The sequence below is a fragment of the Actinomycetospora succinea genome, assembly GCF_004363095.1.
Taxonomy (GTDB): domain Bacteria; phylum Actinomycetota; class Actinomycetes; order Mycobacteriales; family Pseudonocardiaceae; genus Actinomycetospora; species Actinomycetospora succinea.
The window spans coordinates 41413-62728 of record NZ_SNYO01000017.1; the positions used below are offsets into that span (position 1 = coordinate 41413).

19 protein-coding genes and 1 pseudogene are annotated in these 21316 nt (G+C 74.3%); 2 read left to right on the top strand and 18 right to left on the bottom strand.

All coding sequences use genetic code 11. From position 1 onward, the window contains the following. Nucleotides 1–10: 10 nt before the first annotated feature. From fmt to pyrR, 15 genes are all read right to left on the bottom strand, one after another. The gene (fmt, locus tag EV188_RS31150; RefSeq protein ID WP_133830234.1) at nt 11–937 is read right to left on the bottom strand and encodes a methionyl-tRNA formyltransferase; all 927 of its coding nucleotides are present in this window, start codon (nt 935–937) and stop codon (nt 11–13) included. A gap of 4 nt (nt 938–941) precedes the next feature. Then, complete coding sequence (def, locus tag EV188_RS31155) at nt 942–1493, bottom strand: peptide deformylase (protein ID WP_133830235.1); 552 nt, start codon at nt 1491–1493, stop codon at nt 942–944. Nucleotides 1494–1568: 75 nt separating this feature from the next. Beyond that, nucleotides 1569–2132 carry a TIGR03086 family metal-binding protein gene (locus EV188_RS31160; RefSeq protein WP_133830236.1) on the bottom strand — a complete coding sequence of 188 codons (564 nt, stop codon included), beginning with the start codon at nt 2130–2132 and terminating at the stop codon, nt 1569–1571. A 50-nt stretch (nt 2133–2182) separates the two neighbouring features. After that, the gene (locus EV188_RS31165; protein WP_133830237.1) at nt 2183–4282 is read right to left on the bottom strand and encodes a primosomal protein N'; all 2100 of its coding nucleotides are present in this window, start codon (nt 4280–4282) and stop codon (nt 2183–2185) included. Between the two features lie 351 nt (nt 4283–4633). After that, on the bottom strand, nt 4634–5830 hold the full coding sequence (gene metK / locus EV188_RS31170) for a methionine adenosyltransferase (RefSeq protein WP_133830257.1): 1197 nt from the start codon (nt 5828–5830) through the stop codon (nt 4634–4636). Between the two features lie 156 nt (nt 5831–5986). Beyond that, the gene (gene coaBC, locus EV188_RS31175; protein ID WP_133830238.1) at nt 5987–7240 is read right to left on the bottom strand and encodes a bifunctional phosphopantothenoylcysteine decarboxylase/phosphopantothenate--cysteine ligase CoaBC; all 1254 of its coding nucleotides are present in this window, start codon (nt 7238–7240) and stop codon (nt 5987–5989) included. 10 nt (nt 7241–7250) lie between these two features. Continuing rightward, complete coding sequence (gene rpoZ, locus EV188_RS31180; protein ID WP_208114446.1) at nt 7251–7532, bottom strand: DNA-directed RNA polymerase subunit omega; 282 nt, start codon at nt 7530–7532, stop codon at nt 7251–7253. Continuing rightward, on the bottom strand, nt 7529–8155 hold the full coding sequence (gene gmk, locus EV188_RS31185; protein ID WP_133830259.1) for a guanylate kinase: 627 nt from the start codon (nt 8153–8155) through the stop codon (nt 7529–7531). Before gmk ends, rpoZ begins: the two co-directional genes overlap by 4 nt. A 40-nt stretch (nt 8156–8195) precedes the next feature. Then, complete coding sequence (gene mihF, locus EV188_RS31190) at nt 8196–8513, bottom strand: integration host factor, actinobacterial type (RefSeq protein WP_133830239.1); 318 nt, start codon at nt 8511–8513, stop codon at nt 8196–8198. A 236-nt stretch (nt 8514–8749) separates the two neighbouring features. Then, nucleotides 8750–9652, bottom strand: a complete 903-nt coding sequence (gene pyrF, locus EV188_RS31195) for an orotidine-5'-phosphate decarboxylase (RefSeq protein ID WP_133830240.1) — start codon at nt 9650–9652, stop codon at nt 8750–8752. Beyond that, a complete protein-coding gene (gene carB / locus EV188_RS31200) occupies nt 9649–13038 on the bottom strand; it encodes a carbamoyl-phosphate synthase large subunit (protein ID WP_133830241.1) in 3390 nt (1129 codons plus the stop codon). The genes pyrF and carB overlap by 4 nt, the downstream gene beginning before the upstream one ends. Next, nucleotides 13038–14156 (bottom strand): glutamine-hydrolyzing carbamoyl-phosphate synthase small subunit, encoded by a 1119-nt coding sequence (gene carA / locus EV188_RS31205; RefSeq protein ID WP_133830242.1) that lies wholly within the window; start codon nt 14154–14156, stop codon nt 13038–13040. Before carA ends, carB begins: the two co-directional genes overlap by 1 nt. A gap of 55 nt (nt 14157–14211) precedes the next feature. Further along, the gene (locus EV188_RS31210) at nt 14212–15492 is read right to left on the bottom strand and encodes a dihydroorotase (RefSeq protein WP_133830243.1); all 1281 of its coding nucleotides are present in this window, start codon (nt 15490–15492) and stop codon (nt 14212–14214) included. Further along, nucleotides 15489–16448 (bottom strand): aspartate carbamoyltransferase catalytic subunit, encoded by a 960-nt coding sequence (locus tag EV188_RS31215; RefSeq protein ID WP_133830260.1) that lies wholly within the window; start codon nt 16446–16448, stop codon nt 15489–15491. Before EV188_RS31215 ends, EV188_RS31210 begins: the two co-directional genes overlap by 4 nt. A 26-nt stretch (nt 16449–16474) precedes the next feature. After that, nucleotides 16475–17059: a bifunctional pyr operon transcriptional regulator/uracil phosphoribosyltransferase PyrR gene (gene pyrR, locus EV188_RS31220; RefSeq protein WP_133830244.1), complete on the bottom strand. Its 585-nt coding sequence runs from the start codon at nt 17057–17059 to the stop codon at nt 16475–16477. A 315-nt stretch (nt 17060–17374) separates the two neighbouring features. Between pyrR and bldD the strand changes: the two genes are divergently transcribed. Next, complete coding sequence (bldD, locus tag EV188_RS31225; RefSeq protein WP_133830245.1) at nt 17375–17869, top strand: transcriptional regulator BldD; 495 nt, start codon at nt 17375–17377, stop codon at nt 17867–17869. Nucleotides 17870–17987: 118 nt separating this feature from the next. On the opposite strand, the pseudogene nusB reads toward bldD, so the two are convergent. The 3 genes and pseudogenes from nusB to EV188_RS31240 form a co-directional block, all read right to left on the bottom strand. Beyond that, nucleotides 17988–18443 (bottom strand): annotated as a pseudogene (gene nusB, locus EV188_RS31230) (transcription antitermination factor NusB); the annotation flags it as partial. Nucleotide 18444: 1 nt separating this feature from the next. Then, nucleotides 18445–19008 (bottom strand): elongation factor P, encoded by a 564-nt coding sequence (efp, locus tag EV188_RS31235; protein ID WP_133830247.1) that lies wholly within the window; start codon nt 19006–19008, stop codon nt 18445–18447. Nucleotides 19009–19022: 14 nt separating this feature from the next. Further along, the gene (locus EV188_RS31240) at nt 19023–20156 is read right to left on the bottom strand and encodes a M24 family metallopeptidase (RefSeq protein ID WP_133830248.1); all 1134 of its coding nucleotides are present in this window, start codon (nt 20154–20156) and stop codon (nt 19023–19025) included. A 40-nt stretch (nt 20157–20196) separates the two neighbouring features. Here EV188_RS31240 and EV188_RS31245 point away from each other — a divergent pair, with 40 nt between their 5' ends. Next, nucleotides 20197–21225 carry a hypothetical protein gene (locus tag EV188_RS31245; RefSeq protein WP_133830249.1) on the top strand — a complete coding sequence of 343 codons (1029 nt, stop codon included), beginning with the start codon at nt 20197–20199 and terminating at the stop codon, nt 21223–21225. Nucleotides 21226–21316: the final 91 nt, after the last annotated feature.

Here is a 21316-nt window from a genome sequence, read left to right on the forward strand (position 1 = left end):
CTCGCCCCGGTCACGACAGCCGCTCCCCGGCCTCGGGGCGCACGCCCCGGGCCCAGTCGACCGCGGGCATGACCTTCTTCCCCTGGGGCTGGACGTCGCCGAGCGCGACGGCGGCGCCGGCGGTGCCGACGAGCACCCGGGTGCGCTCGACCCGGATCGAGCCGGGCTCCAGGCCGCCCTCGCCGGTGGTGAGCACGGGCCCCAGTTTGAGGCGGGCGTCCCGGAACGTCGTCCACGCCCCCGGCGCGGGCGTCACGGCGCGGATCAGGCGGTCCACGGCGGGTGCGGGGTGGGACCACGGCACGCGGGCGTCGTCGACGGTGATCTTCGGCGCGTACGAGACGCCGTCGGCGGGCTGGGGCACGGGGGTGAGCTCGCCGTCCTCGATGCCGTCGAGCGTGCTCGCCAGCAGGACCGCGCCCGACGTCGCCAGCCGCTCGAGCAGGACGCCCGCGGTGTCGTGGCGGCCGATCTCCTCGGTGACCGTGCCGTAGACCGGCCCCGTGTCCATGCCCTCCTCCAGGGCGAAGGTGCTCGCGCCCGTGATCTCGTCGCCCGCGCGGATCGCCGCCTGCACGGGCGCCGCCCCCCGCCAGGCCGGGAGCAGCGAGAAGTGCAGGTTCACCCAGCCGTGGCGCGGGACGTCGAGGGCCTCGCGGCGCAGCAGGTTGCCGTAGGCGACGACCGGGCAGCAGTCGGGGGCGAGGCCCGTCAACCGCTCGAGGAAGTCCGGCTCGTTCGCCTTCGCCGGCGTGAGCACCGGGACGCCGGCCTCGTCGGCCAGGGCACCGACCGGACTGCGCCGGGGCGTGCGCGAGCGCCCGACCGGGGCGTCGGGCCGGGTCACGACCGCGACGACCTCGTGGCGCGGGCTGTCCAGCAGGCGCTTCAGAGCGGGCAGGGCGGGCTCGGGCGTACCCGCGAAGACGACGCGCACCGGGCTACAGGGCTCGCCCGAAGAGCGGGTGCGGGCTCGTCTTGACGGTCGGCGGCGCCCCCGCGTCGAACCACGGCGCCTCGCGGATCGCCTTCATGGCCTCGCGCCGCGTCGCCGGGTCGAGCTTGTCGAGGAAGAGCACGCCGTCGAGGTGGTCGGTCTCGTGCTGGATCGCCCGGGCGACCAGCGCCGTGCCCTCGACGGTCTGCGGCTCGCCGTACATGTCCCATCCGGTGGCGACGACGTGCTCGAAGCGGCGGCAGTCGAAGCGCAGGCCGGGGATGGACAGGCAGCCCTCCGGACCGAACTGCTCGGTGTCGTCGGCGGCGTTCCACGTCGGGTTGATCATGTGACCGACGACGTCGTCCGCGCGGAACGTGAACACCCGCAGCCCGACGCCGATCTGCGGCGCCGCGAGGCCGGCCCCGCCCTGGTCACGCATCGTCTCGTGGAGGTCGGCGACGAGGGTGCGCAGCTCCCGGTCGAAGTCGACGACGGGGTCGGCCTTCGTCCGCAGGACGGGGTCGCCGAACAGGCGGAGGGGCTGGACGGTCATGGGTCCTTCTCTGGACGGGAAGCGCGACCGACGTCTGCGGATCGCTCGACCGTCCAGTCTAGGAGCCTCCGGGGATCACGGCTTCCAGTCGGGGTCCCGGCCGATGAAGCCCAGCAGGCGGGTCTGCGCGTCGGCGTCGTCGGGCACCGGCACGCGCGGCCCGTACTGGCCGGAGCCCCGGATCAGCTCCTCCATCGGCTCCATGCCCTCGACGAGCACGGCGCACTCGTCGGGGTCGAGGCGGTCGTCCTGGCCGGTGGCGCGGGCGAGGTCCCAGGTGTGCATGAAGACGTCGGTCGTGTAGATCATGTTCGTCGCGGCCGCGAGGGTCATGGCGCCGAGGTGGGGGTTCTCGATCGTCCGGTCGGCCTCGGCCGGGTCGTCGAGCAGCGCCTGCACCGCGTCGGTCTGGTGGGTCCAGGAGCCGACCGGGTCGCTCGCCGCCTCCGGTCCCGCGGGGAGCGTGACGCCGGAGCCGGCCAGGAAGCCGGGGAACCACGACGTCAGGTGCCCGACCACGTCCCGCGCGGTCCAGCCCTCCACGGGCGCCGGGACGTCCCAGTCGGTGGTGCCGCGCACCCGCTGGGTGAACGCGGCCGCGACCCGGCGGTGGCGGTCGGCGGCGGTCTCGTCGGACATGACACCCTCCCCTGCTATTCAACCTAACAGTTGAATACTGGCACAGGTGCTCACAGCGGGTCCAGGGGGTCGAGCAGGACGCGCACGCTCTCGCGCTCCTTGCGCGCCGACCGGACGGCCTGGGCGGCGTGGAGCTCCTTCGCCAGGGCGCGTCCCTCGGTGCGCGGCACCCGCACCAGGCAGCGCTCGGCGCCCTCGGTGCGCTCCTCGGCGCCGGGCAGCTTCGTGCCGGGCGGGAGCTCGACCGGGCCGAGCACCTCGACGGTCGTGGGCAGCGCGGCGAGGAGGTCCGCGACGGCGGGCGGCGGACCGTCGACGGCGGCCATGCGCATCGCGGGCGGCAGGGCGAGCTCGTCGCGGGCGGCGAGCTCCGTCGCCGCGGACCCGGCCGGGTCCCAGCGCACGAGGGCCTGCACCGCCGGGGTCGACGAGTCGGCGACCACCACCACCCGGCCCCCCTCGCCCGCCGGCCGGACGAGCGCGGCGGCCGCGAACCACCGGCGCAGCGTCTCCTCCCCCGCCCGCAGCTCGGGGCGGGCGAGCAGCACGGCGCCGTCGAGCAGCAGGGCCGCCCCGTAGCCCCCCGCGGCGACGGGTTCGGCGCCCGGCGTGGCGACGACCAGCGCCGGGTCGCCGGGCACGTGGTCGAGCACCGTGGCGCCGCCGCCGGAGCTGCGCACCACCGTCTGCGGGAACGCGCGGCCCAGCTCCTCCGCGGTGCGGGCGGACCCGACGGCCAGCGCGCGCAGCTTCGGCGACCCGCAGGCGCCGCAGCGGTACGCGGCGTCGGGGTGGCCGCACCAGCGGCAGACGGGGGCGGCGTCGCCGTGACTGCTCGGCAGCGCGAGCGGGCCGGCACACCGGCGGCAGCGGGCGGGCTCGCGGCAGTTCCCGCAGGCCACGGCGGGCAGGTAGCCCTTGCGGGGCACCTGCACGAGCACCGGGGCACCGGCGGTCAGTGCGGCGCGTGCGGCCTCGAAGGCCACCGACGGCATGCGGGCGGCGCGCGCGGCGGGGTCGCGCAGGAGCTGGCGGTCGTCCTCGCCGATCGCGGTGACGCGGGGGCCGCGGGCGCGGACGGTCGCGCGGTCGGCGACGACGTCGTGGGCCCAGCCGCTGGACACGAGCAGGGCAGCCTCGGCCGTGCGCGCGAACCCGCCGACGAGCAGGGCGGCGCCGTCGCGGTGGGCGCGGGTCATCGCGACGTCGCGGGCGTGGGGGTAGGGCGCGCGGGGCTCGGCGTGCGAGTCGTCGCCGTCGTCCCACACCACGATCAGCCCGGGGTCGGTGACCGGGGCGAAGGCGGTGGCGCGGGTGCCGACGACGATCCGGGCCTGCCCGCGGGCGACCGCGAGCCAGCGGCGGTAGCGCTCGGCGGGGCCGAGATCGGCGGCGAGCGCCACGACGGCCTGCTCGCCGGCGACCGCCGCGCAGGCGGCCTGGACGCGGTCGAGGTCGCGGCGGTCGGGCACCACGATCACCGCGCTGCGCCCGCCGACGGCCGTCGTCGCGGCGGCCTCGGCGAGGCGGGCGGGCCAGTCCTCGCCGGGCAGGGCCTGCCAGACGGCGTGGGCCGGTCTCTCGTGCTCGAGCGCCTCGAGGAGCGCCGGGCCGCGGGGGTAGGCGCCCCAGCCGTGGGTCGCGGGCGCGCAGGGTTCCGGGCGCTCCGGGGGCGTCTCGGCCTCGACGCGCGCGTGGCGCGGGGGCACGGCGAGGCGCAGGACGTCGGCGAGGGTGCCGGCGTAGCGGTCGGCGACGGCGCGGCAGAGGCCGGCGAGCTCCTCTCCGAGCACCGGTTCCGGCGAGACGACCTTCTCGAGCCAGCCCAGGCGCCCGGTGTGCTCGCTGGTGTCCTCGCGGGCGAGGACGAAGCCGTCGACGAGCCGCCCGGCGAAGCGGACCCGCACCCGCGCGCCGGGGACGGCGTCGGCGGAGAGCAGCTCGGGGACCTGGTAGTCGAAGGCACGGTCGAGGTGGGCGAGGTTCACGTCGACGGCCACCCGTGCCACCGGGCGCTCCACGGCGGGCACGCGCTCGTTGCGGTGGGGCTTGCGCGGCTTCTCGGAGGGCTTCTGCGTGGGCTTCTCGACCGGCTTCGCGACCGGTGGCGGCGCCGCGAACAGCGCGTCGCTCCCCTCACCGGCCGTCACGGACCCCGGTCTACCAGAGCCGGCCGACGATCATCGCGCCCTCCACGAACCTCGCACCGCCGCCAGTGATCAAGGGCGTCGCCATGCACCTCGAACGGCCTGGCAGGTCGATGGTGGCGCCCCTGATCTCCGCGGGTCGGACCGGGCCGCGCCGCGCTCCCGTGCATCGAGCTGGCGGCTTTCCTGACGTTGAACGTCAGCGTGGCCGCCAGGCTGCACCACCCCGGACACGCCACCGGCCCGGCCGCCCCGCGAACGGGGTGGCCGGGCCGGCGTGTCGTGCTGGCGAGGATGTGGCGATCCTGGCCATCAGGTGCCAGCGATGCCGCATCGCTCGTACCGGGACGGACCTCAGCTGGCGATCGACTTCAGCGCGTCGGCTCGGTCGGTGCGCTCCCAGGGGAGGTCGAGGTCGTCACGGCCGAAGTGGCCGTACGCCGCGGTCGGCTGGTAGATCGGGCGCAGCAGCTGCAGGTCGCGCACGATCGCGCCGGGGCGCAGGTCGAAGACCTCGTGGATGGCCTTCTCGATCTTCGCCGGGTCGACGTTGGCGGTGCCGAACGTCTCCAGGAAGACACCGACGGGCTCGGCCTTGCCGATCGCGTAGGCGACCTGGACCTCGGCGCGCTTGGCCAGGCCGGCGGCGACGACGTTCTTCGCCACCCAGCGCATCGCGTAGCAGGCGGAGCGGTCGACCTTCGACGGGTCCTTGCCCGAGAAGGCGCCGCCGCCGTGGCGGGCGTAGCCGCCGTAGGTGTCCACGATGATCTTGCGGCCGGTCAGGCCCGCGTCACCCATGGGACCGCCGGTCACGAAGCGGCCGGTCGGGTTGACCAGGACGCGGGTGTTCGACGAGTCCAGGTCGATGCCGGCGAGCACCGGCTCGATGACCTTGGACTTGATGTCCGGGGTGAGCAGGTTGTCCAGGTCGATGTCGGCGGCGTGCTGCGTCGACAGGACCACGGTCTCGACGCCGACGGGCTTGTCGTCGTCGTAGGCGATGGTGACCTGGGTCTTACCGTCCGGACGCAGGTACGGCAGCGTGCCGTCCCGGCGGACCGCGGTGAGCTTGCGGGCCATGCGGTGCGCCAGCCCGATGGGCAGCGGCATGAGCTCGGGGGTGTCGGCGTCGGCGTAGCCGAACATGAGGCCCTGGTCGCCGGCACCCTGGCGGGCGATCTCGTCCTCGGAGCCCTCGACGCGGGTCTCGTAGCCCTCGTCGACGCCCTGCGCGATGTCCTTGGACTGCGCACCGATGGAGATCGAGACACCGCAGCTCTCGCCGTCGAAGCCCTTGGCCGACGAGTCGTAGCCGATGTCCAGGATGGTCTTGCGGACGATGTCCACGTAGTTGACCTGGGCGTTGGTGGTCACCTCGCCGGCGACGTGCACCTGCCCCGTCGTGACCATCGTCTCGACCGCGACGCGCGACTTCGGGTCCTGCGCCAGCAGGGCGTCCAGGATGCCGTCGCTGACTGCGTCACAGATCTTGTCTGGGTGGCCCTCGGTGACGGATTCACTGGTGAACAAACGCCTAGCGGGCACAATCACTCCCTGCCTCGACAATGGGACCCGTCCACACTAACGGCATCCCGTGGTGTCGCGAGTGAGCTGACCTGGCTGAATGCCATGCCTGTCACAGAGCGGTTGTGTTCATCGCCGAATCGTGGGAATGCGCCGATCAGCCCAGCGATTCAGGGCAGATCAGGGCAGCCGCTCCGCGACGGCGTCCCACACACGCGCAGCCAGCGCGGCTTTCGAGCCCATCGGCAGGCTCATCGAGGACCCGTCGGCGCCGAGGAGCCACCCCTCGTTGTCCTCCATCTCGAACGCCTTCCCCGCTCCCACGGCGTTGACGACGAGTAGGTCACATCCCTTGCGCTCGAGCTTCGCGCGCCCGTAGTCGAGGACGCTGCCGTGCTCGTCGCCGGTCTCCGCCGCGAAGCCCACGACCAGGCGTCGCGGGACGTCCTCGGTGACCAGCTCGCGCAGGATGTCGGGGTTGAACTCCAGCGGGATCGAGGGCGGCTCCTCGCCCTTCTTGATCTTGCCGGCGGACAGCGCCGTCGGGCGGAAGTCCGACACCGCGGCGGCCATCACGACGACGTCCGCGGCCTTGGACGCGTCCAGCACGGCGTCGCGCATCTCGCGGGTGGTCTGCACACGCCGGAGGTCGACGGCGGCGGGCGGGTCGAGGTCGGCGATCGTGCCCGCGACGAGCGTCACGTCGGCCCCGCGCTGGGCCGCGACGCGGGCGAGCGCGTAGCCCTGGCGCCCCGAGGAGCGGTTGCCCAGTGTCCGGACCGGGTCGAGCGGCTCGGCCGTCCCGCCGGCGGAGACGACGACGCGGCGGCCCTCGAGGTCGCGCGGCAGCGGGAACGGCTCGGTGCCGCCGGCGCTGGTCGACGCCCCCCACTCCAGGAGCAGCCGGGCGAACTCCGCGATCTCGGGCGGCTCGGGCAGGCGCCCCGGGCCGGTGTCGGCGCCCGTGAGCCGCCCGGAGGCCGGCTCGAGCACCACCGTGCCGCGGCGGCGCAGCGTCGCGACGTTGTCGACCGTCGCGGGGTGCTCCCACATCTCGGTGTGCATCGCGGGGACGGCCAGCACCGGGCACCGCGCGGTGAGCAGCGTCGAGGTCAGCAGGTCGTCGGCGCGCCCCTGGGTCATCCGCGCCAGCAGGTCGGCCGTCGCGGGCACGAGGAGCACGAGCTCGGCGCGCCGCCCGAGGGCGACGTGCTCGACGTCGTGGACGTTCTCGAAGACCCCGGTCATCACCGGGCGCCCGGACAGTGCCTCGAACGTGGCGGCGCCGATGAACTCCAGCGCCGACCGTGTGGCCACCACCTGGACGTGGTGGCCGGCCTCGCGCAGGCGCCGCAGCACCTCGCAGGACTTGTAGGCGGCGATGCCGCCGGAGACCCCGAGAACGATCTCCCGGGGGCGGTCGCTCTCGATCACGTCGGGGAGGTCACTCGCCCTCGGTGTGCTCGAGCAGGCCGGAGTGGATCTCGCGCATGGCGACCGAGAGCGGCTTCTCGCGCGGGCCCGGCTCGACGAGCGGGCCGACGTACTCGAGCAGCCCCTCGCCCAGCTGGGCGTAGTAGTCGTTGATCTGGCGGGCGCGCTTGGCCGCGTAGATGACCAGCGCGTACTTGGAGCTCACCGTCTCCAGCAGCTCGTCGATCGGGGGGTTGGTGATGCCCTCGGGCCCCTCGAGGATGCTGCCGGTCCGCCCGGTGGGAATGCTCACTCGCTCGCTCCTGCAGAGGTCGCGCCGGACGCCGAACGGTCCGACGATGTGGGAACGGCCGCCCGACCGTCGTGCTCGTCGAGGGGACCGACGCTCAACTCTACCAACCGGCGTGCGGTCTCCCCGACGTCGTGGTTCACCACGGTCACGTCGAACTCGCTGGCCGCGGCCAGTTCCTCGCGCGCCGTGGCCAGCCGGCGGTCGACGACCTCGGTGGCCTCGGTGCCCCGGCCGATCAGCCGGTCGACCAGGACCTCCCACGACGGGGGCTCGAGGAACACGAACAGGGCGTCCGGCCGCTGGCTGCGCACCGCCCGCGCGCCGGCCAGGTCGAGCTCGAGCAGCACCGCCTCGCCGGCGGCCAGGTGCTCGTCCACCGGGGCGCGCGGCGTGCCGGACCGGTGCATGCCGCGGTGGATCTCCGCCCACTCGAGCAGCTCACCCTCGGCGATCATGCGGTTGAACTCGGCGGCCGAGACGAAGTGGTAGTCGCGCCCGTCGACCTCCCCGGGCCGCTCGGCCCGGGTGGTCGCCGAGACGGAGAACCACAGGGGTGCGCGGATGCGCCGGAGCTCGGCGACCACCGTGCTCTTCCCGACCCCCGAGGGCCCGGCCAGCACCATCAGCCGGCCGGGCCCTCGGGCAGGGGAAGGACTCACGGGCTCACTCGCCGGAGAACTCGTCGAGCAGAGCCTTGCGCTGGCGCTCGCCCAGGCCGCGCAGGCGGCGGCTCGGGGCGATCTCGAGGCGCTCCATGATCTGCTGGGCGCGGACCTTGCCCACGCCCGGCATGGCCTCGAGCAGAGCCGAGACCTTCATCTTGCCCAGCACCTCGTCCGAGTCGGCCTGCTCGAGCACCTCGGAGAGGCTGGTGCCTCCCCGCTTGAGCCGCTCCTTGAGCTCGGCCCGGGCACGGCGAGCGGCGGCGGCCTTCTCGAGCGCCGCGGCCCGCTGCTCCTCGGTCAGCTCGGGTAATGCCACGTTCTCCTCCGGGGGTCGTGACGGCGGGTCGGTCCAGGGGAGACCGGCCCGTGGTGGTGAATGGGCTTCCGACCAGTGGTGCGAACGTACCGCGCGACGCCGACACCGACAGTCCGTGGGGCGGGAATGTCCGCAGGTCGGGGCCCCGTGGCGTGGGCACCACACGACGCCGTGACCGGACGGAGGTCGCGCCCACCGGAGCGTGTTCCCCGATCATCGGCAGTCACCGCACCGGGCTACCCCGTCAAGGTCCCGTTCAGCGCATCGACCGCTGCTCTCAGCGCTCGGTGGGAGGGGCCGGAGGTCAGGACCTCGCGTGCGCTCACCGGTACGACCGGTCCCCCGTCAGCGCCCAACGCGCCCGACGGCCCGGGCGCGCCGAAGGCGGCGGCCACGTCCGCGGGCGTGCCGCCCTGCGCGCCGAGCCCCGGGACGAGGATCGGCCCGCCGAGCGCGGAGAGGTCGAGGCCGTGGTCGCGGCCCGTGGTGCCCCGGGTCAGCCCGACGACGGCGCCCGCCGTGCCCTCCCCCGGGCCGCCGGCGTGGGCCGCGTTGTGGTCGGCCAGCGCGTCGATCACCGACTGCGCGACCTCTCTCATGCCCCGCGGCGACCCGCCCGGGCCCGCCACCCACGCCTGCGCCGACTGCACGCCCGCGGCCTCCGGGTTGGAGGTGCGCGTGAGCACGAAGACCCCGCGCCCGGTGGCCACGGCCAGGTCGAGGGCCGGCGCGAGCGCGCCCACGCCCAGGTACGGCGAGAGCGTCACCGCGTCGGCGGCCAGCGGGGCGTCGTCGGCGAGCCAGGCGTGCGCGTAGGCCGCCATCGTCGACCCGATGTCGCCGCGCTTGGCGTCGGCGAGCGTGAGCACGCCCGCCTCCCGCGCGTGGGCGAGCGCCCGCTCGAGGACGCCGAGCCCCGCCGACCCGAACGTCTCGTACAGCGCCACCTGCGGCTTGAGCAGCGCCACGTGCCCGGCGAGCGCGTCGATGACCCGGTGCGTGAACGACTCGAGCCCGGCGACGTCGACGTCCAGGTCCCAGGCCTTCAGCAGGCCCGGGTGCGGGTCGATCCCGACGCACAGGGGCCCGTGCTCGGCGACGGCGTCGGCCAGCCGGGCGCGGAACGGGGCGCGGCTCATGACCCCGCCACGAGCTCCGCGCGCGCCTTGGCCAGCCGCTCGTGGAACACCTGCAGGGGCGTCACGGCGACCTCGCCGCGGATCGCGGCCTCGACGGCCTGCACCGCGGCCGCCGCACCCTGCACCGTCGTCACGCAGGGCACGCCGACGTCCAGGCACGCCGCCCGGATCTCGTACCCGTCGACGCGGGGGCCCGCGTGCCCGACCGGGGTGTTGACGACGAGGGCGACCTCGCCCGCCGCGATCCGGTCGACGATGTTGTCCGGGCCCTCGAAGTGCTTGCGCACGACCTCGCACACGATGCCGTTGCGCTCGAGCACGCTGGCCGTGCCCGCCGTCGCGAGGATGCTGAAGCCCAGGTCGGCGAGGCGCTTCACCGGGAAGATCAGCGAGCGCTTGTCGCGGTTGGCCACCGAGACGAAGATCTTGCCGGTCACCGGCAGGGGCCCCGACGCCGCGGCCTGCGCCTTCGAGAACGCCGTCGAGAAGGCGTGGTCGATGCCCATGACCTCGCCCGTCGACTTCATCTCCGGGCCCAGCAGGGAGTCGACGCCGCGGCCGTCGGGGCGGCGGAACCGGTGGAACGGCAGCACGGCCTCCTTGACCGCGACGGGGTGCTCGCGGGGCAGATCGGCCCCGTCCCCCGTGGCGGGCAGGACGCCCTCGGCGCGCAGCTCGGCGACCGTGGCGCCGAGCATGACCCGCGACGCGGCGCCGGCGAGCGGGATCCCCGTCGCCTTCGAGACGAACGGGACGGTGCGCGACGCCCGCGGGTTGGCCTCGAGGACGAAGAGCACGTCGTCCTTGAGCGCGTACTGGACGTTCATGAGCCCCCGCACGCCCAGGCGGCGGGCCAGCGCGACCGTCGACTCGCGCACGGTCTCGAGCTCGGCGACCCCGAGCGTGATCGGCGGCAGCGCGCACGACGAGTCGCCGGAGTGCACCCCGGCCTCCTCGATGTGCTCCATGACGCCGCCGAGGTAGACGTCGCCCTCGGCGTCGCACAGCGCGTCGACGTCGATCTCGATCGCGTCGTCGAGGAAGCGGTCGACGAGCACCGGGTGGTCGGGGGTGACCTCGGTGGCGCGGGCGATGTAGTCCGCCAGCGTCGCGTCGTCGTAGACGATCTCCATGCCGCGGCCGCCGAGCACGTACGACGGACGCACGAGCACCGGGTAGCCGACCGAGGCGGCGATGTCGCGGGCGCCGTCGAAGCTGGTGGCCATGCCGTAGGGCGGCGCCGGCAGCCCGGCGTCGTCGAGCACCCGGCCGAACGCACCGCGGGACTCGGCGAGGTCGATCGCGGCGGGCGGCGTCCCGACCACCGGCACTCCGGCGGCCTCGAGCCCGGCCGCGAGCTTGAGCGGCGTCTGCCCACCGAGCTGCACGACCACGCCCACCAGGCCCGGTCCCCCGGCGCCCGACACCTGCTCGGCGTGCACGACCTCGAGCACGTCCTCCTCGGTCAGCGGCTCGAAGTACAGGCGGTCGGACGTGTCGTAGTCGGTGGAGACCGTCTCGGGGTTGCAGTTGAGCATCACGGTCTCGAACCCTGCGGCGCGCAGGCTGAACGCCGCGTGCACGCACGAGTAGTCGAACTCGATGCCCTGCCCGATCCGGTTCGGCCCGGAGCCCAGGATGATCACCTTGGGCCGCTCGGTCTGCGGTTCGACCTCGGTCTCGGCCGCGGGGTCGGACTCGTAGGCCGAGTAGTGGTACGGCGTGCGGGCCGCGAACTCGGCCGCGCAGGTGTCGACCGTCTTGTAGACGGGGCGGACGTCGAGGCGGTGGCGCAGCGCCCGCACGCCCGCCTCGCCGGCGAGCTCGGGGCGCACGGCCGCGATCTGGGCGTCCGACAGGCCGGAGCGCTTGGCCCGGCGCAGGAGCGCCTGGTCGAGCACCGGCGCGTCGGCGAGCTCGGCGCGCAGCGCGACCAGGCCCTCGATCTGCTCGACGAACCACGCGTCGATCCCCGAGGTCTCGCTGACCTGCTCGACGCTCGCCCCGAGCCGCAGCGCGCGCTCGACGGCGTAGAGCCGGCCGTCGCGCGGCAGCGAGGCCTGGTGCAGCGCTGCCTCCATGGTCGAGCTCCGCTCCCCTATCGGCGTGCTCCCCTCGATGTCTCCCGCCTCGGGGGTCTGCTCGGGATCCGGCTGCGTCCAGAAGCCCAGCGCCTTCGTCTCGGCCGAGCGCAGCGCCTTGTTCAGCGCCTCCGGGAAGCTGCGGCCCAGCGCCATGGCCTCGCCGACCGACTTCATCGTCGTGGTCAGCGTGGGGTCGGCGCCGGGGAACTTCTCGAACGCGAACCGCGGCACCTTGACCACGACGTAGTCGAGCGTCGGCTCGAAGCTCGCCGGGGTCTCGCCGGTGATGTCGTTGGTGATCTCGTCGAGGGTGTAGCCGACGGCGAGCCGGGCGGCGATCTTGGCGATCGGGAAGCCGGTGGCCTTCGACGCCAGGGCCGACGAGCGCGAGACGCGCGGGTTCATCTCGATGACGACGAGGCGCCCGGTCTGCGGGTGGATCGCGAACTGGATGTTGCAGCCGCCCGTCTCGACCCCGACCTCGCGCAGCACGGCGATGCCCGTGTCGCGCATGACCTGGTACTCGCGGTCGGTCAGCGTCATCGCCGGCGCGACGGTCACCGAGTCACCGGTGTGCACGCCCATCGGGTCGACGTTCTCGATCGAGCACACGACGACGACATTGTCCTTGCCGTCGCGCATGAGCTCGAGCTCGAACTCCTTCCACCCGAGCACCGACTCCTCGATGAGCACCTCGTGCACCGGGCTCGCCGACAGGCCGGTGCCGGCGAGGCGCTCGAGCTCGTCGTGGGTGTAGGCGAGACCGGAGCCGAGCCCGCCCATGGTGAAGCTGGGGCGGATGACGACGGGCAGCCCGACCTCGGCGACGGTCGCGCGCACCTCGTCCATCGAGTGGCAGACCTCGCTGCGCGGGACGTCGCCGCCGATCGAGCGGACGATCTCCTTGAACTTCAGCCGGTCCTCGCCGCGCTGGATCGCGTCGATGTCCGCGCCGATCAGCTCGACGCCGTACTGCTCGAGCACGCCCGCGTCGTGCAGGGCGATCGCGGTGTTCAGCGCCGTCTGGCCGCCGAGGGTGGCGAGCAGCGCGTCGGGGCGCTCGGCCTCGATGACCTTGGTGACGTGCTCGACCGTGATCGGCTCGACGTAGGTCGCGTCGGCGATCTCGGGGTCGGTCATGATCGTCGCCGGGTTGGAGTTGACCAGCGAGACGCGCAGGCCCTCCTCGCGCAGCACGCGGCAGGCCTGGGTGCCGGAGTAGTCGAACTCGGCGGCCTGCCCGATGACGATCGGGCCGGAGCCGATGACCAGGACGTGGCGGATGTCCTCGCGGCGCGGCATCAGCGACTTCCCATCAGGTCCGCGAAACGGTCGAAGAGATCGGCGGCATCGTGCGGACCGGCCGCCGCCTCCGGGTGGTACTGCACGCTGAACGCGGGCACGTCCTCGCAGGTCACGCCCTCGACCGTGCCGTCGTTCGGGCAGGAGTGGCTCAGGTGGACCGTGCCGGCGGGCGAGCTGACGCGCGCGCCCGGCTCGCCCGCGACCGCGAAGCCGTGGTTCTGGCTCGTGATCGCCACCGTGCCGGTGGTGTGGTCGACGACCGGGATGTTGATCCCCCGGTGGCCGTAGCGCATCTTGTACGTCTCGAGCCCGAGGGCGCGGGAGAGGATCTGGTTGCCGAAGCAGATGCCGAACAGCGGCACCTCGCGGCGCAGCACCTCGCCCGTCAGCGCCACCGCGTGCGACGCCGTCGCCGGGTCGCCCGGGCCGTTGGAGAGGAACACGCCGTCCGGGCCGCCCTCGAGCAGCTCCTCGATCGACGCCGTGGCGGGCACGACCCGGGTCTCGATGCCGCGCTCGGCGAGCATCCGGGGGGTGTTCGCCTTGATGCCGAGGTCGAGCGCGGCCACGCGGAAGCGCGTCGTGCCGACGGCCGGGACCGTGTAGGGCTCGCCGGTGGTGACGGCGCCGGCGAGGTCCGCGCCCGCCATCTCCGGGCTGTCGAGCACCGCGGCGCGCATCGACGTGGCGTCGCTCAGCGCGTCGCCGGAGAAGATGCCGGCGCGCATCGAGCCGGCCTCGCGCAGGCGCCGGGTGATCGCGCGGGTGTCGACGCCGGCGAGACCGACCACGCCCTGGCGGGCGAGCTCGTCGGTCAGGTCGCGCTGCGAGCGCCAGTTGGACGGGCGGCGGGCGGGGTCGCGCACGACGTAGCCGGCGACGTGGATGCGCGAGGACTCGTCGTCCTCGTCGTTCCAGCCGGTGTTGCCGATGTGCGGCGCCGTCGCGACCACGATCTGGCGGTGGTAGCTGGGGTCGGTCAGGGTCTCCTGGTAGCCGGTCATGCCGGTGGCGAAGACCGCCTCCCCCAGCGTGCGGCCGCGGGCGCCGAAGGCCTCGCCGCGGTGCACGCTGCCGTCCTCGAGCACGAGGACGGCCTCTTCAGGCCTACTCACCGGGTCCAGCTCCGCTCCCCTATCGGCGTGCTCCCCTTGATGTGTCCCGCCTCAGTCACGCATTCACCTTTCCGTCCCGCACCGTCCACCGGCCCCGCAGCATGGTGTGCACCACGGAGGCCGGCATCTCCATCCCCTCGTACGGGGTGTTCTCCGCCCGGCTGGCCAGCGCCGCGCCCCGCACGGTCCAGGCCGCCTCGGGGTCGACGAGCGTCAGCGTCGCCGGCTCGCCCGGGACCAGCGGCCGTCCCTGGTCGGTCAGGCCGGCGATCCGGGCAGGGGCCTCGCTGCACACCCGCGCGACGCCGCGCCAGTCGAGGAGGCCGGTGGCGACCATCGTCGTCACCACGACCGGCAGCGCCGTCTGAAGACCCAGCATGCCGGGCCGCGCCGCCGACCACTCGCAGTCCTTCGCCTCCACGGCGTGCGGGGCGTGGTCCGTGGCGACGCAGTCGAGCGTCCCGTCGGCCAGCGCGCGGCGCAGCGCCTCGGTGTCGGCGGCCGGCCGCAGGGGCGGGTTGACCTTGTGCACGGGGTCGTAGTCCTCGGCCGCCGTGTCCGTGAGCAGGAGATGGTGTGGCGTGACCTCCGCGGAGACCCGCACGTCCAGCGTCTCGCGGGCCCAGCGGAGGATCTCCGTCGAGCGGGCCGTCGACAGGTGGCACACGTGCAGGCGCGCGCCCGCGGCTGCGGCGAGCATCACGTCGCGCGCGATGATCGACTCCTCGGCCGTGGGGTCCCAGCCGGCCAGACCGAGCCGCGCCGCGACCGGGCCCTCGTGGGCCTGGGCGCCGACGGTGAGGCGGTGGTCCTCGGCGTGCTGGGCGACGACGGCGTCGAGGGCGCGGGCGTACTCGAGCGCCCGGCGCATGATCAACGGGTCGTTCACGCAGCGGCCGTCGTCGGAGAACATCCGCACGCCGGCGGGCGAGGCGGCCATCATGCCCATCTCGGCCAGCTTGGCGCCCTCGAGCCCGACCGTGACCGCCCCGACCGGGTGGACGTCGACCAGCCCGACCTCGCGCCCGCGCCGCCACACGTGCTCGACGACCACCGGGGAGTCGGCCACCGGGTCGGTGTTGGGCATCGCGAACACCGCGGTGTACCCGCCCAGTGCGGCCGCGGCCGACCCGGTCTCGACGGTCTCGGCCTCCTCGCCGCCCGGCTCGCGCAGGTGGGTGTGCAGGTCGACGAGGCCTGGGAGCGCCACGAGGCCGTCGGCGTCGACGGTCTCGTCGGCGTCGGTGGCCTCGACGAGCTCGCCGTCGCGGACGTACAGGTCGGTCGGGGCCTCGCCGTAGGGGCGGACGCCCTTCAGCTTGATCGTGCTCGTCACGCGACGTCCTCTCCGGCGAGCAGGTGGTAGAGCACGGCCATCCGCACGTGCACCCCGGCGGTGACCTGCTCGGCGATGGCGGCGCGGCTCGAGTCGGCGACCGAGCTCGCGATCTCCATGCCGCGCACCGCGGGGCCCGGGTGCAGGACGACCGCGTGGTCGGGCAGGCGGTCGGCGCGCAGCTGGGAGAGCCCGAAGCGGATCGCGTACTCGCGCGCCGAGGGGAAGAAGCCGCCGTGCATCCGCTCGGCCTGCACGCGCAGCATCATCACGGCGTCCGGTCCCTGCCCGATCACCGCGTCCAGGTCGTGGGAGACGGTCACCGGCCAGTCGCCGACGCCGATCGGCAGCAGGGTCGGCGGCGCCACGAGCGTCACGCGGGCGCCGAGCGTGGCCAGCAGATGGGCGTTGGAGCGGGCGACGCGGCTGTGCAGGATGTCGCCGACGATCGCGACGTGCGCGTCCTCGACCCTTCCGAGCCGCGCCCTGATGGTGGCCGCGTCGAGGAGGGCCTGGGTGGGGTGCTCGTGGGTGCCGTCGCCGGCGTTGACCACGGCGACGTGCCCGTCGCGGCCCAGGTGGGAGTGCCCGACGCGGTCGAGCCAGGCGGCGATGCGGTGCGGGGCGCCCGACGCCGGGTGGCGCACGATCAGGCAGTCGGCGCCGGCGGCGCCCAGGGTCGCCGCGGTGTCACGCAGGGACTCGCCCTTGCTCACCGAGCTGGCGGAGGCGCTGACGTTGATCGTGTCGGCGCTCATCCACTTGCCCGCGACCTCGAACGACACCCGGGTGCGGGTGGAGTTCTCGTAGAACAGGGTCACGACGGTGCGCCCGCGCAGCGTGGGCAGCTTGCGCACGGCGCGGCCGGTGAGCGCCTGCTCCATGCCGGCGGCGGTGTCGAGCAGCGCCTCGGCCTGCTCGCGGCGCAGGCCCTCGGTGGAGAGGAGGTGGCGCAGGCCGATGCCGGTGCTGACCGACTCCGTCATCGCAGGCTCACCCCGTCCTCGCCGTCGACCTCGGTCATGCGCACGGCGACGTCCTCCGAGCGGTTGGTCGGCACGTTCTTGCCGACGTAGTCCGCGCGGATGGGCAGCTCGCGGTGGCCGCGGTCGATGAGGACCGCCAGCTGCACGGCCCGCGGCCGGCCGTGGTCGCGCAGGGCGTCGAGCGCGGCGGCCACGGTGCGGCCGGAGAACAGGACGTCGTCGACGAGCACCACGACCGCGTCGTCGATGCCGGCGGCCGGCAGATCGGTCTCCGCGAGCGCGCGGGTAGGGCGCATCCGGAGGTCGTCGCGGTAGAGCGTGGGGTCGAGGGTCCCCGTGGGCACGACCGCCCCGGTGATCTCGGTGATGCGCTCGGCGAGCCGCCGCGCGAGGTAGGTGCCCCGGGTCGGGAGCCCGAGGAGGACCACCCGGGCGGACCCGCCGTCGGGGGTGGTGCGTTCGATGATCTCGTGGGCGACGCGGGCCACGGTGCGCGCGAGGTCGGACGCCGTGAGGAGCTCGCGCTCACCCTCGGCACTCGCGCCACCCGACCCGGGTTCGCCCCGGCGCCTCGATGGCACTGGGGGGACCCTCCTTCTCCGCCTCGCCGGACGGCTCTTAAAGGATGTCGGTCAGGACTCGCTCCGACACTATCAGCGACGACACGCCGCCCCGGCGGCGCCCGGGTGACGGTCGTCGTCGCGCTGCTCCACCTGCGGCACTACACGCCGTGGTCCGTGTCCGGACGGAGTGCCACGAGCCACACCGGCGACGATCCGTCCGATCCCCGGCTTGACCATGCGACGGCATCGGGCGCATCATCACTCTCCGTATCGACTTCGCTGAGTGCACGGGCGGGGCGAGCCGGGCGACGCGAGAGGACGGGTGTCCGCCAGATGGGTGACTACGCGAAGGCGCTGGGGTCGAAGCTCCGGGGCATCCGCCAGCAGCAGGGTCTGTCACTGCACGGGGTCGAGCAGAAGTCGGGCGGGCGGTGGAAGGCCGTCGTCGTCGGGTCGTACGAGCGCGGTGACCGCGCCGTGACCGTGCAGAAGCTCGCCGAGCTCGCCGACTTCTACGGCGTGCCCGTGGCCGAGCTCCTCCCCGAGGGCCGCGTGCCCTCCGGTTCGGAGCCCGCCGCTAAGATCGTCATCAACCTCGAGCGGCTGCAGCAGCTGCCCGCCGAGAAGGCCGGTCCGCTGGCCCGCTACGCCGCGGCCATCCAGAGCCAGCGCGGCGACTACAACGGCAAGGTCCTCTCGATCCGCAACGAGGACCTGCGCTCGCTCGCGATCATCTACGACATGAGCCCGGGCGAGCTGTCCGACCAGCTCGTCGACTGGGGGGTCCTCCCGCCCGAGGCGCGCGTCGCCCGGGCGATGGACGAGTAGTCCCGGCCCCCGGACGTCCGGCTCAGCCGGCCGAGGGCTCGTCGCCGTCGGCCGGCGCGCCGTCCGCTCCGTCCCCGCCCGCCGCGAGCTCGACACCGGCCGGCAGGTCGACGCGGTCGGGGCTCGGCGGCGCGACGGTGCCCGGTCGCCCGGACGACACCCCCGCGAGCACGCCGTTGACGAAGCGCGGCGAGTCGTCGGTCGACAGCTCGCGCGCCAGGTCGATCGCCTCGTCGATGGCCACCGGGTCCGGCACGTCGTCGGAGTACCGGATCTCGAACACGCCGATGCGCAGGATCATGCGGTCGACCGCGGGCATGCGCGCCATCGTCCAGCCGCGCGCGTAGGACGAGATGACCTCGTCGATCTCGTCGCGGTGGGAGACGACGCCCTCGACGAGGGACGCCGCGAAGTCCGACACCGGCGGAGCGTCCGCTCCGGCGATGCGGCGCGCGAGCACCTCCTGCGCGTCCTCGGAGCGGGCCTCGGACTCGAAGAGGATGTCGAGGGCCCGCTTGCGGGCCTTGGAACGTGACCCCTTGCGCGGGGTCGCGGGTGAGGCAGGGCCGCTCACGTCAGCCGCTCACGCGACCCAGGTAGCGCCCGTCCCGGGTGTCGACCTTGACCCGGGTGCCGGTCTCGAGGAACAGCGGGACCTGGATCTCCGCACCCGTCGACACCGTCGCCGGCTTGGTGCCGCCGGTCGAGCGGTCGCCCTGCAGGCCCGGGTCGGTCTGGGTGATCTCGAGCTCGACCGAGGCCGGGAGCTCGATGTAGAGCGGCACGCCGTCGTTGAAGGACACCTGGACCTCCTGGTTCTCCAGGAGGAAGCGGGCCTGGTCGCCGACCGTGGCCTCGGGCAGCGGGATCTGCTCGTAGTCGGCGGCGTCCATGAAGATGAACTCGGAGCCGTCGCGGTAGAGGTAGGTCATGTCGCGGCGGTCGACGTTCGCGGTCTCGACCTTGGTGCCCGCGTTGAAGGTCTTGTCGACGACCTTGCCGGTCATGACGTTCTTCAGCGTCGTGCGGACGAAGGCGCCGCCCTTGCCGGGCTTGACGTGCTGGAACTCGGTGACGGTCCAGAGGTTGCCGTCGATCCGCAGCACGAGGCCGTTCTTCAGGTCGTTCGTCGTCGCCACGGGAGCGCTCTCTCCTACGTCTCGTCTCGGGACTCGGGCACGAGGCCCCGGGGGCTCTGTGTGAGGGGCACGGCACCGTCGTCGGTGACGACGAGCGTGTCCTCGATGCGGACCCCGCCCCGCCCGGCCAGGTAGACCCCCGGCTCGACGGTGACCGTCATGCCCGCTTCCAGGGTAGCGGTCGCCGTCGCGGAGACCGCCGGAGCCTCGTGGATGACCAGCCCGACCCCGTGGCCGAGGCCGTGCACGAACTGTTCCCCGAACCCGGCGGCGGCGATGACGTCGCGGGCGGCGGCGTCGACGTCGCGCGTCGCGACCCCGGGCTGCAGCGCCGCCCGTCCGGCCGCGGCGGCCTCGGCGACGAGGTCGTGCAGGTCGCGCTGCCAGTCCGCCGGGGTGCCGACGACCAGGGTCCGCGTCATGTCCGAGTGGTAGCCGTCGACCAGCGCGCCGAAGTCCATGGTCAGCAGGTCGCCGTCGGCCAGCGGCGCGTCGGTCGGGTGGTGGTGCGGGATCGCGGCGTGCGCGCCGGCCGCGACGATCGTGTCGAACGACGGGGCCTCGGCGCCCGCCTCCCGCATGCGCTCCTCGAGCTCGCGGGCGACCTCGCGCTCGGTGCGGCCCGCCCGCAGTCCCTGGTTCGCGATCATCCCGGCCAGCGCGGCGTCCGCGACGGCGCAGGCCTGGCGCAGCGCGTCGATCTCGCCGGAGTCCTTGACCGCGCGCAGGGTCTCGACGAGGCCGGGGGCCCGCTGCAGGTCGCCGTGCTCGAGGGCGGCGACGAGGTCGGCGTGGCCGTCGACGGTGACGTGGGCGCTGTCGAAGCCGATCGCCCCGTCGCGGCCGGCCAGCAGCGCCGGGGCGCAGGCGCGCTCGACGAGCACCGCGAGGTCGGGCGTCTGCGCGGCGGCCTGGGTCGTGTAGCGCCCGTCGGTGGCGAGCACCGTGCGGTCCTCGCCGGCGTCCGCGTCGTCGCCCGCGTGGACCAGCAGCGCGGCGTTGGAGCCCGTGAACCCCGTCAGGTAGCGGACGTTGATCAGGTCGGTGACGAGGAGCGCGTCCAGCCCGGCCTCGCGCAGCAGGTCACGCAGCGCGTCGCGGCGCCGCGCGTGCCCGCCGGGCGCGCGTTCCGGACGGGTGGGCTCCACACCCGTCAGCCTAGGAGACGGCGGGTCGTACGGTGTCACCGTGCCCTATCGGCGTGCTCCCCTCATCTCCACGTTCGGGCTCCGGCCCTGGGTCCTCCGTGCGCTCGTGCTCACCGTCGTCTACGGCGTCGCGTCGGCGCTGTTCGTCGCGCTGCGGTCGTGGTCGCCCGACCTCCTGCGGCTCTGGAGCATCGTGCTCCTGCTGGTCGTGGTGGCCGTGGTGATCGGCTGGACGGGCGCGGAGATCGTGCTCGACCGGCGGCCGCCGGAGTGGACCTGGTTCATCGCGGCGTTGGTCACGGCGCCCGCCGCCGGGCTCCTGAGCTGGATCCTGCTGGCCCTGTTCGTCGACGGGACCGGGGTCGCCGACCTCCAGGCCGCGCTCGTCGGGCGCGCCTCGTTCATCGCCCTGCTCATCCTCGCGGCGGTGTTCGTCGGCAACCGCCTCGGCTGGCTGTCGATGCGCCGCCACGGCGAGGGCGCCGACGACCCGATGCTCGACGCCGACGACGAGGAGATCGCGCGCGAGATTTCTCAGGACCGAGCCGACGAGCGCGCCCCCTCCGCCGCCCGCGCCGCCGCCCGCGTCGGCGTGGTGCCGGCGCGCGTCGTGCCGGCCGCGGAACCGGCGGTGGCCGGGGTGCGCACGCCGCGGCGCCGGTCGCCGGAGCGGGTGCCGTCACCCGTGCCCTCCCCCGTGCCCTCGCCCGCGCCCTCGCAGGGTCCCGAGATCGCCGAGCGCGAGCGGATGCCCGAGGCGCCCCGGCTCGCCGGCCAGCGCCGGGCGTCGACGGTGCGGCCGGCCTCGCCGTTCGGCGCCGACGAGGCGGCCGAGACGCCCGAGAAGCCGGGCAGTGACGTGGCTGAGTCCCTCGAGCCGCCGGTCGTCGCGGTGCTGCCCGCGTTCCCCCGCCCGGGCGGCCCGCTGGACCCGACCGGGTCGCAGCCGGTCGTGGACCCGGACGCGGCGTCTCCCGCCTCCCCCGCCTCCTCCGCGTCTCCCGGGGACGAGCCGGAGCCCGAGCGGGGCCCGCGCCGCAAGTTCGGTCTGCGGCGCCCGAAGGGCTAGCTGTACTGACCGGACACGTTGGTTGAGCGCGTGTGACGACACGGTCTGAATGATCTTGAGGGGAGGACCTCTCGGGAGTGCTGTGGAGCTG